The organism is Pontibacter cellulosilyticus, assembly GCF_014306105.1.
Taxonomy (GTDB): domain Bacteria; phylum Bacteroidota; class Bacteroidia; order Cytophagales; family Hymenobacteraceae; genus Pontibacter; species Pontibacter cellulosilyticus.
In genome coordinates this window covers 1264004-1277374 of sequence record NZ_JACRVF010000001.1, presented here as the reverse complement: position 1 = coordinate 1277374, position 13371 = coordinate 1264004, and the positions used below count along the sequence as shown (strand labels likewise).

Here is a 13371-nt window from a genome sequence, read left to right as displayed (position 1 = left end):
TAATCTAAAATTATATCTAAGCCGTATACACACAAACTGTATAAGCAGCAGCTGTAAAACTCTAAAGTATACTTATAGTGAGATAGTTATGTTGCACTTAAATTATTTTAGCTATAATTATACTTATTAATGCGTAGCTTCTTATTTAAGTAGAATTTATACTATCCCTACTGGATGAAGGTGCTGACTAAATTGTATTGTCCAAGTTGTTTCCAGCTCAAAGTTCCATTCTATCAAGAGATACTCATTCCTCCATATTATTTATACATCCGTAAACTTTAAATAGAACATCATACATAGTAGGAGGACGTATGCAGAAGCGAAAGAAAACAAACCAAAACCATAGTATCAGAGGAGAAAAACCTCTTATGACCTGCCTTAACCTTAAACCGAACGAAGCTTATGAACCTGGCTTTGGGAAATACTCGCTAACTAGAAGTGAGCTAAGAGCAGCAGGATTAAACAAGAACGGGGCAGAAAGTAATGTTAGCAAAACAAACTCTCACACTGAAAACCCAGGCGTTGGTAATGGAAAGGGAGCAGGAGACCAGAACAAAGTACAAGCAAAGTATAATGAGCAGGCAATTAGCCACTATTCCGGCGGAGCAGATAGCACAGCAGAACACGAACAGAAGATACGGGAAGTAAATACAAACATGCACAACAACTGGTAAATGATCTATAGCTTACCGCTTGCAAACTCTTTTCAGTTTAATAAATCCAGATAGATTTGATAACCAGTAATTGCCAATTTAACTGAAGCTAGGTTGCAGTTGCAGATTAGGATTGATGTTTTGTAATCTTGCTATTACACTTTCTTCAATTTCTGCAGGTGGCCGTATACCTAGTAAATAAAACTATAGAACAAGCATATGCAGGACAGAGATGAATTGACTTCGATGATAAATGTACTGGCCCAACTTCGCAAGGAAGGCTACACCGAAGACTATAAAATAACAGAAGACGGAAACATGTGCACTATCAACGGGCAAGAGATTTTTGAGCCCGAGCAGGTGCGGATCGTTAATTTTTACCGTTTCGAGGGCGAGAGCAACCCCGACGACATGGCCATACTTTATGTAATCGAAACAACCACTGGCCACAAAGGCACTATATCTGACGCTTATGGCACATACTCCGACGACACCGTGGAGAATTTCATGAAGAAGATAAAAAGCCTTGGCAAAGATATCGACAGGAACTCTATATAATAGCACTAACCAAACAAGCAGGCAACAGGCATAAAATTACTGTTGCCTGCTTTTGTTTTATACCTTTTCCTACTACCAGGCAGGCAGTTGCGCTCATTTTCTCTTTGCCTTTAAGAAAAATAGTATACTTTTATATCGGTCAAAGCAAAGTTATGAGACTTACAATACTGTTATTTCTGATGGTGCTGGTAACAACGCAAACATGGGCGCAAAACCGTAAAAGAGCCCGGGAACACGGTGTGAAAATTGGTGTGCTGCCAACCGGAAAGCAAAACGCTATTACAGATGTGCAGGGTGTTCTGGTAGGGCATACAACGCTGGTACAAGGCAGCAACATCCGCACCGGCGTAACATCCATACTTCCACATGGCGGCAATGTGTTTCAGAACAAGGTGCCTGCTGCGGTTTATGTAGGCAATGGGTTTGGCAAACTCGCTGGCACCACGCAGGTGCAGGAACTTGGCAACCTCGAAACACCGATTATACTTACTAATACTCTAGGTGTGGGCACAGGTATAAATGCAGTGGTAAGTTATACTTTGCAACAGCCTGGAAATGAGCAGGTGCAGTCGGTAAACGCAGTCGTTGGCGAAACCAACGACGGATTTCTGAACGACATACGCGGCAGGCATGTAAAAGAGGAGCACGTGCTGGAGGCCATCAGGCAGGCGAAGGACGGCGCTGTGGCCGAGGGAAATGTTGGAGCAGGCACAGGAACAGTTTGTTTCGGCTTTAAAGGGGGCATTGGTACTTCTTCGCGAAAACTACCGTCGAGCCTTGGCGGATATACTGTAGGGGTGCTGGTGCAGAGTAATTTTGGAGGTGTGCTGCAAATAGACGGCGTGCCTGTAGGAGAAGAGCTGAACCAGTTTTCTTTTAAGCAGCAGATAACAGAAAAAGCTGATGGTTCCTGCATGATTGTGGTAGCCACCGATGCGCCCGTCGATGCCCGTAACCTGGAGCGTATGGCAAAGCGCGCTATGATGGGATTGGCTAAAACAGGCGGCATTGCCTCTAACGGCAGCGGCGACTATGTCATCGCTTTCTCTTCCAACCCAGACCTGCGCATACCTTATACTTCCGATACTAAAACACAAACCGTAACACTGCTGCGCAACGACGAAATGTCACCGTTGTTTATGGCTGTGATCGAGGCTACCGAAGAGGCTATTATCAACTCCCTTTTTATGGCTGAAACTACTCAAGGTAAAGAGCAGCGAGTAGTAGAGGCACTCCCTGTTGATAAGGTACTAAAGCTGATGAAGAAGCATAACGCGCTTAAACAATAAAGATATTCACCTTTTCAGGAGCAGGATAGCTGACCGTGAATAGCATTCTGAAGTTACCTGCAATAGAAAAACATCTTTGGCTTCACTAACGACCTCAAGTCCCCCTTTGAAGGGGGTAGGGGAATGACAATCGTTCCCAAGTTTAACCAGTTGCATCCTCTAATCATCTTGAAAAGATTTTGGGAGAAGAGGGAAAACATCAGCAAGAAGAGCCTGAACTCTAGCCTCAACTGGAACAGGAATTCAGCAGGTGTAATCATCCCCCTATATTCCCTTTAAAGGGGGACTTTTCTGCTATTACTGAATTTTAAGTTAAGCGCTGTAGCTTTTGCTTAAATCTCCTTACCTTTGAGATCTTTTATAGGATGAAAAAGGGGTAATGATGGGAGATGTGGTAGATAATTTCCCTACTTAGATTAGTGAGAACGCGAGTTCGAAACTAACGAGCATAGCTTTGAGGGGCAGGGGTGGTTGGACTCGGTAAGGCTTGAACACCCTAGTTTATCCAATAGCCTATTTCGAATCACTCGTTCATTACTAAATCCAGACAAAAATAGGTGTCAGTTTTGCACTGTTCTGTGCAGCTTCTGAAAAGCTGAAGTGCTAGCTTGTGTGTAAGTTTCATGTAATGAACCGTATATGATGTTATGTTCGTATATAGCTATAGAACTAAAATTGTATAATATGAAATCACCTAAACATAAATCTGTTTTATCTTTTTGCATTATGCTGATCTTTCCACTGCTGATGGGTTGCTCGACATTTGGCGGAAGTGGAAGCGTATCCAGCGATCCTGCAGTAGCGGAACAGCAACGGGAAGTGGATCAACTTAAAAAAGAACTGCGTGAGGCGGAGCGTTTTGCAGAAGAAGCCAATCAGCGGGAGAAAGCTGCTAAAGATCGACTAAAAGCAGCTGAGCATGAGCTTAAAGCTTTAGAAGAACGGGCTAAAAGGAGAAGTGAATACTAGTTACCTCTCTTTTACAACTCACTATAAAAAAACAAAAGCTTTTAAAGCAACACGAGGCTCCTGAAGTGTATCAGGAGCCTCGTGCGTGAAGTATACTTCGGTTAAACAAATAGCCGAAGCTATTGCTTTAAATGTGTAGCCACACGCGGTATCAGCAGCAGCTCTTTTTGGCGGCCGTCGATGTAGCGCACCCCATTTGGTGTCAGCACTGCCTGCTCCTCCAGCATCACGCGTATTTCCTTATTATTCCACTCTGGCAGGTTTACCTTGGCATTGAGCTCAATAGCGTAGGCGGTGTTGTGGCGCAGCGGGTAATCTCCTGTTCCAGGCACACCCTGTTGCATGTCCCACATGCCAATGGCTGGGCCAGCACCGTGGCCGTGATAGCCGATAGGATGGGAGTAAATGCTGGCTATTATCTTCTCTTTTTGCGCCTGTGCCAGTGCCTCCTTCAACACCTGGTTCCCAGTTTTGCCTTCTTTAAACTTTGAAGTCAGGATGTCTTGCAGGCGGTTGCCAGTAGCTAGTGCCTTTCTCAGATAAGCGGGAGCCTCGGCCTCGCCGGGCTTCAGCACGTAAGCCAGCTGTTGTACATCGGTGTTCAGACCAAGGTAGGTGATGCCCAGGTCCACGTGAAGCAGGTCTCCGGGCATGATCACTTCCACACCAGGGCGCTGAGAGAAAGAGCGCTGAGAATCGCCGGCGCCGGGGTTTGCTCGTTGCACATCCACAGTCGGGTGAAACCAGGCATCCAGCTTCAAATCAGCAATGCGTTCTCGGTACCACCACATTACATCTTCAGTTGTGGTAACACCAGGCTGTATCACCTTCTCCGAAAAACCTTCAGCTATAATCTTATGCCCCATGCGGCTGATCTGTTCGTAAATGTCCAGTTCCCGCTCTGTACGTGTTTGTAGCCAGTCCACGGCCAGGCGCTCTGCCGATACCACCGCTTTTTTATGAGCTGCAGGTAAGTAGTGTATCAGGCTATCATATTCAGCTTTGGTAAGGCCGTCGGCGTGAGCGTAAGTGGGAGAGTAGTTCAGGCCTATCTTTTTGGGATTGCGCTCCGCTATCAGTTGCACCAGTCGCTTCCACTGGTTAGGCTCCTGTTCGGGTGCCCAGGCACCTTTCATCAGGTTACCAATGTCGTAACGGGCTACGGCTAGCTTCTCTACTCCTTTGCCCGTGCCTTTGTCATGGAAGAGCATAATGGTACGGCGGCGTGCGGCCAGCCAGGTAGCTGGCAACATGGTTTTGGCCACAGGGTCTTCGTTATACTCCCTCGCCACAATCACCCACATGTCAATGCCTTCACGGCGCATCAGGCCGGGGAGGAGCTTTTCCAGGCGTTCCTGCAGCAGTGCGTCTTCTACGGCAGCCCTATCGCGCAGGGGTAGAATGTTTGGAATCTCTTGTGCTTTTGTTTGTGCTGTAGTGAGCAGGGGGAGTAGCAGAAGGAGTAAAAATTTTTTCATTCTGTATGGTGTGGGTGATAACATGATGTTCGTCTTAACAAAGATAAAAATATACTTGGCTTGCACAAGCGGGAACATTAATACAACTACGGCTTAGTTTTTCCACCTACAAAAGGTTTCATTTAGGTCTGGCTATAACTGAGCTGTAACTAAATGCAGCATTAGGGGTTAGAGTAATAAAAAAGATCAGATGCCGGAGCAACCCACTGAAGATACACATAAGAAGGATGCGAACTTAGAAACATCACCTTCAGCTAAGGACATACATGACGCTATTTCGCTAGAGGCGGAGTCTGAGCTTAGCCGCCCTAGTGCCGGCTTGTTTTGGTCTGGTATAGCGGCGGGGTCTTCTATGGGTTTTTCGATGGTGGCAGAGGGGTTGCTGGAGGCGTACTTGCCCGATGCAAAGTGGAGTGTTTTGGTGTCGAGCTTTGGGTATAGTTTGGGCTTTGTAATTGTTATACTTGGCAAGCAGCAGCTTTTTACCGAAAATACCCTAACACCTGTACTGCCGCTTTTTCAACGGAGAGACCTTAGCACCCTCTGGAATGTGATGCGGCTCTGGGGTATTGTACTATTTGCTAACTTAGCAGGAGCATGGCTGTTTTCCATTGTGGCTGCTGAAACCTCTGTTTTTCCGTCGCATGTGCTGGCTGAGTTTGAGAAGATCGGGAAGAAGGCTATGGAACCGGGTGCTTACACTACCTTTATGCGAGGAATTTTTGCAGGCTGGCTTATAGCGCTTATGGTCTGGTTACTGCCCTATGCTAAAACAGCACGCGTGTGGGTTATTGTGCTGATTACCTATGTAATTGCCATCGGGCACTTTAGCCATGTAATCGCGGGCTCTATAGAAACCTTCACGTTAGTTGCCATGCAAAAAGAGGAGTGGGGCAGGGTGTTGTGGAATTATACCATCCCTACGCTACTGGGCAATATAGCAGGTGGAGTTATTCTCGTGGCTGCACTTAACTTTGCGCAGATAAACGCTGGAATAGATAGAGAAGAAGGGTAGTCAGTTCGGCGCAATTCTTTTCTAGCTGTCCTTTACTGCTGTATTTCAATGTCGATCTTATCAAATGAGGTGGGTTATGTAGTTGTCCTTCCCGGCTTCCGATATATTACAAACATCTCTAATATCTATCACCATTCAACGTTCGGGTTATATATTTGCTGTCAGTCCCGCACATCTGCCTGTACACCTTAAAGCTTTTTACGAGACAAAATATTTGCTTCTATTTGCAGCACCAGCGTTAGTTCAAAAGTGAAATTGCTGTCTTTGCTGAACAGTTATTAAACCGGGCGGACCTGCCAGGACATCAGCAAGACTATACTTATTTAACTAAGCTTAGCTTCACAAGAATAGGAAAATGGTCGGAGCCAAACTTTGGCAGCCGCTTTAGGACCTGTACCTGAAACTCTTCTGAAACATATACATGGTCAAGCGGATAGCGCAGTAAAATGTTGTTTGCGCCGAAAGAGTTGTATGTTCCTCTTCCCACCCGTACATCGTGGAGCTGGCTTTGCGTGTTGAACATACGAGACGTGCGCGACCAGGCCACATCATTAAAGTCGCCGGCTACCACACTGGGTATTTCGCTTTGACTTACCATCCTGCCTACTTTTAGTAGCGCCTCTTCTTCTTCGCCTACGTTATCGGGATGTTTGCTAGGTTTGGGAGGTACCGGGTGCATGGCGTGCAGTATAAACTCTTCTCCGTTGGGCAGTACCACATTGGTATGGATAGAGGGCACTGTTTCATGCTTAAGGAACATAATGTCTGTTTCTTTTAAGGGAAGCTTAGAGTACAGCACCATGCCGTAAGTGTTATCTAGTGGGTAAGATACCACATGCGTATACTTCTGCTGGAGCGGACTAAGTTGATCTACCCACCACTCATCTGTCTCCATGGCCAACACTAGGTCAGGGTCTGCCTGCTGCACTAATTGCAAGAACCTTTTTGCTTGCCGGTTCTCCATCCAAATATTGGCTATAAGTATGCTAAATGTACGATCTGCCAGTTGCGCCGAGGGCTTAGCAGATGCAACAGCTTTATCGGTTAGCGAAGTGTAAGGCAGGATGAAGGTGGATTGAATGGCAATAGCACTCACTAAACCAACTGCAAAGGCCACAGCTGAAAAATTCCATTTGTTGTTAACCGGCACAAACAGGATTATGCAGAGAAGTAGCCCTGCCAGCATCTGTTCTCTCGGGAAATCGAGCATTTTAATATACCAGTAGGGCAGGTTATAGAGCAGGGAGAGAAGTGTTGCCAAAATCAGCAGCGTTCCTAAAATCAAGGTGAGGTAAAAGGTGACTTTCTTGGCAGTCTTCATAGTATCTTCTTGTACAGCTATAGGTATAAAGAGGTTGTGGAAGGTGTTGTGCCATACTACAGATGCCAGGTTTTTTACCTTTTACAGAAGTGTGGCTGTTATGAGAGCCATACTATAGCGTATAGAGAACAATGAAGCAGCGGTTTCTTAGCAAGCGGTTGGTGATAAGCAAAGCCTTTCAGAAGGTAGTGGTAAAGCTTGTGCCTTTGTATAAAGTTAGGTTATATTCTGAGACAGCTGAAACAGATGAGACGCGCGAAAACAGCAGTCCTGTTTGTTATGCTAATATAAAAGGCCTGCGGGAGGAATTCCAGAACACTTGAAACACTTGCTTTGCTTTTCATGCGCAGCCAAATTTCTATAACTCATGTAAGGTAAACTGCTCCCTCCAGCATCTTTAATTTATGTGCCAGTTCTCCTAAGTCTATTATATCCAGAAACTCCGGGACTATCAGGATGCCGAACAATAAGGCTACAATTATGGCCAGCAAAGCGTTGCTTTAAGGCGAAACACAGCAGCACAACCAGGGCAACCTGTGCGGGTAACTATGATGTTCAGACGTCTTTGCCTATCATGCTGCAAGTATTTTTTCCTTTAAATGTATCAGCATAAGAAAGCAGCAGGAACAAGGTAAGGGAGGAGGTTTTCAGCAGTACCAGAGTCAGACGTTTGCAGGAGCCGCGCACGCTGTGAGGTCTATTGGTAGTTATAAGCCTATGCTTTTTTTACCTTCCGCTTCATCAGAAACTTTTCCCAGGTTAATTTACCATTCAGGTCTGGCGTGTAGGCAGCAAATTCCCAGCCCTGGCTGCCCAGGTAATTCATCACATCGTAGGGTGAACTGAACGAGCGGAGGTTGCCCGCTGCATCATTAACCGGAGATTGCTTGTCCGGGTCTTTGTTATCGTTCAGGTAAGCGCTCCAGCCTTTAATCCGGTGCTTGAAATCCACTGTAACGGCCATGTATTCAAACGCCTGGTCCGACTGCTCGATCTGGGTTTGTGGACTGTTTTGTTGTTGCTCCTGTGCCTGTGCAGAGAAGCCTAGCCCGAAGGCAATAAAGAATAGTAGTGTGGCTTTTTTCATAGACGTATTGCTTAGGTGTAATTAATGATGGCGCTGCAAATATTAGACCAATACTATGTTTTAGATATGGTTTTTAAAGGATGTTGTAAATTAAAATTCCTGGATACGGTCTTATAACGTAAGTTGGTATGGTTCCTGCAGGTTAGAGTGGTATCTTAGCCCTGACTAATAATTCACAAAATGAAGAAATTACTTTATGTAGCCATAGCCTTAAGTGCTACAGCCTGCTCCACAGATAACAACCTGCAAGACACCCTTTACAACGTAGCAGAGTCTGGTGCCACTATGGCCATTGATTCGCTGCACCAGGCCGCAAACAAAGAGCTAGAGCGACATACTGGTATAGACTCACTGGCTACAAAGATCGGTTCGGCTGATACGATAAATGTGGAGCGCGAAATAGAGCGTGGTATAAAACGCAAGCTCATCGAACAACTTTCTAAATAACGGTAGGCAAAAGCTTAGGTGCAGCGGTAAACTGCTTCTGCCCGGTTCCTTATCTTACACCCAAAGTATAAAGCGCTTGCAGTATACAGCTTTTCAGTTGCGAGCATTTTGTAGGAGCAGGCAAGGCTGGTTTAGCACTGGCTTTACAGGCCGGCTAAAGCTCTTTGGCAGTACTCGTCTCCCATCTTAGCCCCTAACCTATAGTAAAACAGGCCCTTTGCCTTTTGGGGCTTAAAGTCGAAAGTGCCGTAGTACCAGATGTCGCCGAGGCGACCGATGGAGGCTGCAAAACCTCTTGTGGCCGCATACTCATAAAGCGAAACGGCTTTAACAGTAGAAATCGCGACTCCATTGGTGCCAAAATTATATACATCTCCCAAGGCATGGTAAGCTTCTGTATTGCCGTTCTCCATTTCGGCGAGCAGGTTGCTAACGATCTTTTGGCCCAGGCTGCCCTCTTCCAGACCCTGCGTAAACGGATCGGTTGAGAAGGGCTGCGTTTTGAGTTGAATGGTGTCTGCCGTGGCAGGCTCGGGTAAGAATCCGGGATGAGACCCGAAAGCCATCACATATTTCTCTTTGTTCCCGACCATTACCAGTGTGTCAGCGCCTTTATGCTGGTTTAATAGCCTTGTATGATAGAGCCTGATCAGGTTGCCGTTGCCTTTGATAATGATCACATCATAGCCTTGGTCGAAGTAAGCTGTGTTGTGGTCTATGAGCTCGTAAAGATTGTTGCTGCCCTCAAAAATAATTTTGCCCGATGCTGTTTTGTCAGCAGCGTTTGCCGAAGAGGTGGACGAGACAAGGTTGTTTTGTGCATCCGTTTCTGTAATGGTTTTGCCATTGTCGGCTGTGCTGCCAGCGACGGGAGCAGAAGGGCTGTTTTTGCCTGCAGTACAGGATACAAGCAAAGCAGCCACGAGTAGGTACAGGTAAGTTCTCATAAGTATAAATCTGCAATGGGTTATTTCACATACTGCTCCTGCTCCGTTTTTCTTAATAAGCCCAATCCATGAAGCGTTTGCAGCAGGCTGTCGATTTGCTGGAGGCGCTGGGGCTGTTGGGACTTGGCGACGGGCTTGAACTGAAGTATAAGTTCCTGCGCGGTGGCGGGGCGCTCGTGCATTTGCAGGGCGCGTTGCACGGCTTGCGCCTGCTCCGACAGGTTTTTAGGCCAGGCCAGCTGCTCTTTAACAGTGGCTGCGGCGGTTTTGCCTGCCTTTTTGCTTTCTATACCCAAGTCGCCTTGCTGGGTGCCTTGCGGGTTCTGGTACTCGGGGCGGAGCCAGCGGATGTGGCCGCGTGCTTCTTCGGCGGCGCGTTCCTTGTTCAGGGCCACGAGGCGCTCGAGTATCTCTTCTTCGGGCAGGTTGGCGGGCCAGCCATAGGCGGCGGCTACGGCGGCATCCAGCTCCTGGTGCAGTTGCAGCAGTATACTTACCAGCCCCTGCTCGTGGGTTTTCTGCTCTTTGGGTGTTAGCGCCTGGCCCGACCGCAGTTTCTCCAGCACGTTATACATGTCGGTGATGGTGAGCGTGGGGTGCTGCGCCTGCCGCTGCTTGCGGTGCGCGTCCAGCTGCTCGGCTATACTTCGGATCTGCTCCTGCTGCGCTTCGGTGGCGGCTGGGAAGGGGAAGGGGTCGAAGCAAGTAGTTTTATCATATACGGGTCTATCTTCTAATCTTCCACCCGCAGCTAAGGACCAAACAGAATGAATATTTGATGAAAGTACACCTAAAAAGTAAGCATCATCTAAACCAATAGCTATTAGTTTATCATCTGGTAAGAAGCTGTTGTCTAAGAATATGAATGGCTTATACTTAGACGTTTGAACCGTAATAATATACCTGTCAATTTTAGATATCGCTTTACGTAAAGCTGGTTGATTCTCTGCGAATATCCACCAGTTATCTCTACGCGAGGCTCTTTTATTTTGAGCTCGATGAGGCTTTACTGTTTGGAGAAGATGCTGGTATACTTCTGGGTATGTTTGCATCAGCTGCTTCTCAGTATAGCCGTAAAAGTCAATAACATATAAGCCTCGTGGTACAGCAGTTGTGTCCTTCCCGTTTCTATAAGGTCGTATATGTTTGTCGAGTTCAGGGTTGGACTTATATCCTAATTTTTGCGCTTCATCAAGTGTGACTAAAAAACCACTTCCATGAGGTATAACACCTCTACCACTAATCTTCGAATTTGATTTCAAAGGTTTAGCTGTGTTGACTGCAGCACCTATGCTTATATCAGAATGTATTGTTCCTGTCCTTTCACGAAGTATAACTTCTTTGCCTAACTCACCAGTTTCTTTTTCTTCAACTATGAGATTGAGTCTACCCGGTTTTGAGCCTTTTTCCGCCGCAGTCATAGCGATTCTAACTGCTGCACCATCAGCACTATCTACCCAAGGATGGTCAGATATAGCATAGGTGATGGAAATTGGTTCTTTGGCTTCCATAAAAGCCTGTAATATTTTACGATTGAAAGACTGCGTTATACTATTGGTTGTGATGAAGCCGAAATGTTCAGTTTTATCAGCTGCCAAAATCTCAGCAGCTTTATACCACCAGTACATCACAAAGTCTGCACTATCGGGCACAGCACCTTTGTAAGCTTTTCTCAACGCTTCGGTATAACCATCTCCCAAAGCATCGCGCATGCGCTTATTACCCACAAACGGCGGGTTGCCCACTATAAAATCGGCTTCGGGCCAGGTGGCGGGCTTGGGATCGAGGTAATCGTAGGTGATGGTGCGGGCGGTTTCGTCGGGCACTTCCTGTCCGGTAACCGGGTGCGGTTTGGTGCTGTGGCCGTCCCAGCGGGTAACGGGCTGGTTGTTGGCGTCGAGGCGCGGCTGGCGTTCGGAGTAGCTAAGCACCGCGTCCTGCTGCTTTATGTTGCCGTACTCGCGCAGGATGGGGTTGCTCAGGCGGGTGGCCGAACCGTGCGCCCGGAAGTGCCATTGCAGGTAGCCGATCCAGAGCACCACGTCGGCGATGGCCGCTGCCCGTGGGTTTACCTCCAGGCCCAGCAGCTGCGCCGGCGTTACGGTATAACCGCCCGTCATGTCGAGGGTTTTCTGCCCCGGGAAGTGGTCGAGGTACTCGGTTACCTCGCCCTCCAGCCTTTTGAGGTGCTCCAGGGTGACGTACAAAAAGTTGCCGCTGCCGCAGGCCGGGTCCAGCACGCGCACCGAGCACAACCGGCGGTGGAAGGCTTCTATCTCTTTGCGGGCTCCGGCTTCGTCGCCGTTGTCTTCAAGTATGGCCGAGGCAGTGCGGGCCGCTTCCCACTCTTCGCGCAGCGGCTCGATAACGGTAGGCATTACCAGGCGCTCCACGTAGGCGCGGGGCGTGTAGTGGGCACCCAGTTTGTGGCGCTCGCGCGGCTGCAAAGCCCGCTCCAGCAGCGTACCAAAAATGGCAGGCTCCACATCGGCCCAGTCGGCTTCGGCGGCAAGTATAAGCAGGTCTAATTGCGCCTCGGTGATGGGCAGCGCTTCGGGCTCTTTAAACAGGTAGCCGTTAAACTGCGGGATGATGGTTTTAAGCGCAGGGTCGAAACCGCCTTTGTCCATACTTTGCCAGAGCGCCTGCAGCGCGTGCGGGAAGTAGCTTATACTTTGGCGGTAGTCCTGCAGCAGTTTGGTAAAGGAGTTGTCGGGCAGCAGCTGCACGTCTTCGGCAAACATGGTAAAGAGGCAGCGCATCAGGAAACCCGACACCTGCTCCGGCGTGTGCCCCGCCGCCTCCAGAGAGGCTGCCAGCTTCGCCAGTCGCTCGGCCAGCGCACGCGTTACGCGGGCAGCACGGCGGCTTGGGTCCAGTTCCAGCGGCTCGGTAAAGAGCAAACGCAGGCGCTCGCGCACTTCCTCTTTTTCAAGGTCGGCTAAGGTAATTCTATAGTTCTGCGGGTCCGGAAAAGGTACATAGGTCTTTCCCTGCCGCGCAAAGTCAGCATACAGATCAATGCAGTAGCCCACATCCACCACCGCCAGGAAGGGCGGCCAGCCTTCGGTGGTTGGCAAAGAGCGAGCGTAACGCAGGGCCTGTTCCTTGGCCTTTTTCATTTCACGCTCCCAGGTACGGGTGTCGCGGGTAGCGGTGCCGGTCTTGGTTTTTGCTCGTTCCGCACCCAGGATTTCGGCCTCACTTATACTTGCCTTGTCGGAGCCCTGCTTGGCCTCCAGCACAAAGCAATCTTTTTTGTAGAGGTCAATAAAGTTGGTGCTGGTCTTTCCCTCGCCATCATCAAACACCACAGGCCGCTCAAAAGTATAGCTCGCCTCGTGCACCTTGTCGGTGGCCGGCTGTGGCTTCTCCACGCCCAGCAGCTCGCACAGCTCGGTTAAAAACAGCTGGTAGTTAGCACGTTCCGAAGCCCCGGAAGCTTTCCAGCGGGTGATGAAGTTTGTAACGGCAGGGGTAGGGGTATGCGGCATTGTTTGCTTTCTGAATCAAGTATGATTTTACTGTTGCAGTTTAGCAAAATTTGGTGAGAAAATATAGGGCTTACAATATGAAATTAAAAATATGAATATTCCTTAACTAATAA

At 48.1% G+C, this 13371-nt stretch carries 13 protein-coding genes; 7 read left to right on the top strand and 6 right to left on the bottom strand.

The features are described from left to right. Positions 1-368 precede the first annotated feature (368 nt). From H8S84_RS05480 to H8S84_RS05465, 4 genes are all read left to right on the top strand, one after another. Positions 369-674 (top strand): hypothetical protein, encoded by a 306-nt coding sequence (locus tag H8S84_RS05480; protein WP_187066236.1) that lies wholly within the window; start codon positions 369-371, stop codon positions 672-674. A 198-nt stretch (positions 675-872) separates the two neighbouring features. Then, positions 873-1211: a hypothetical protein gene (locus H8S84_RS05475; RefSeq protein WP_187066235.1), complete on the top strand. Its 339-nt coding sequence runs from the start codon at positions 873-875 to the stop codon at positions 1209-1211. A gap of 152 nt (positions 1212-1363) precedes the next feature. Then, entirely contained in the window at positions 1364-2500 is a 1137-nt protein-coding gene (locus H8S84_RS05470; protein ID WP_187066234.1) for a DmpA family aminopeptidase, read from the top strand. 684 nt (positions 2501-3184) lie between these two features. Then, positions 3185-3469, top strand: a complete 285-nt coding sequence (locus H8S84_RS05465) for a hypothetical protein (RefSeq protein WP_187066233.1) — start codon at positions 3185-3187, stop codon at positions 3467-3469. A 119-nt stretch (positions 3470-3588) separates the two neighbouring features. Here the strand turns inward: H8S84_RS05465 and H8S84_RS05460 are convergent, their stop codons facing one another. Further along, positions 3589-4947, bottom strand: coding sequence for a M24 family metallopeptidase (locus H8S84_RS05460; RefSeq protein WP_187066232.1), 1359 nt, complete (start codon positions 4945-4947; stop codon positions 3589-3591). A 190-nt stretch (positions 4948-5137) separates the two neighbouring features. Here H8S84_RS05460 and H8S84_RS05455 point away from each other — a divergent pair, with 190 nt between their 5' ends. Continuing rightward, a complete protein-coding gene (locus H8S84_RS05455) occupies positions 5138-5962 on the top strand; it encodes a formate/nitrite transporter family protein (RefSeq protein WP_187066231.1) in 825 nt (274 codons plus the stop codon). A gap of 319 nt (positions 5963-6281) precedes the next feature. On the opposite strand, the gene H8S84_RS05450 is transcribed toward H8S84_RS05455, so the two are convergent. Beyond that, positions 6282-7283 carry an endonuclease/exonuclease/phosphatase family protein gene (locus tag H8S84_RS05450; RefSeq protein WP_187066230.1) on the bottom strand — a complete coding sequence of 334 codons (1002 nt, stop codon included), beginning with the start codon at positions 7281-7283 and terminating at the stop codon, positions 6282-6284. A gap of 131 nt (positions 7284-7414) precedes the next feature. On the opposite strand from H8S84_RS05450, the gene H8S84_RS05445 reads away from it, so the two are divergent. Beyond that, positions 7415-7606, top strand: a complete 192-nt coding sequence (locus H8S84_RS05445; protein ID WP_187066229.1) for a hypothetical protein — start codon at positions 7415-7417, stop codon at positions 7604-7606. Positions 7607-7648: 42 nt separating this feature from the next. On the opposite strand, the gene H8S84_RS20205 is transcribed toward H8S84_RS05445, so the two are convergent. Beyond that, a complete protein-coding gene (locus H8S84_RS20205) occupies positions 7649-7774 on the bottom strand; it encodes a hypothetical protein (RefSeq protein WP_262890224.1) in 126 nt (41 codons plus the stop codon). Between the two features lie 224 nt (positions 7775-7998). Then, positions 7999-8370, bottom strand: a complete 372-nt coding sequence (locus H8S84_RS05440; protein WP_187066228.1) for a hypothetical protein — start codon at positions 8368-8370, stop codon at positions 7999-8001. A 180-nt stretch (positions 8371-8550) separates the two neighbouring features. Here H8S84_RS05440 and H8S84_RS05435 point away from each other — a divergent pair, with 180 nt between their 5' ends. Then, entirely contained in the window at positions 8551-8817 is a 267-nt protein-coding gene (locus tag H8S84_RS05435) for a hypothetical protein (RefSeq protein ID WP_187066227.1), read from the top strand. A gap of 143 nt (positions 8818-8960) precedes the next feature. On the opposite strand, the gene H8S84_RS05430 is transcribed toward H8S84_RS05435, so the two are convergent. Both H8S84_RS05430 and H8S84_RS05425 read right to left on the bottom strand, forming a co-directional pair. Beyond that, complete coding sequence (locus tag H8S84_RS05430) at positions 8961-9764, bottom strand: tetratricopeptide repeat protein (RefSeq protein WP_187066226.1); 804 nt, start codon at positions 9762-9764, stop codon at positions 8961-8963. A gap of 20 nt (positions 9765-9784) precedes the next feature. Further along, positions 9785-13258, bottom strand: a complete 3474-nt coding sequence (locus H8S84_RS05425; RefSeq protein WP_187066225.1) for a class I SAM-dependent DNA methyltransferase — start codon at positions 13256-13258, stop codon at positions 9785-9787. Positions 13259-13371: the final 113 nt, after the last annotated feature.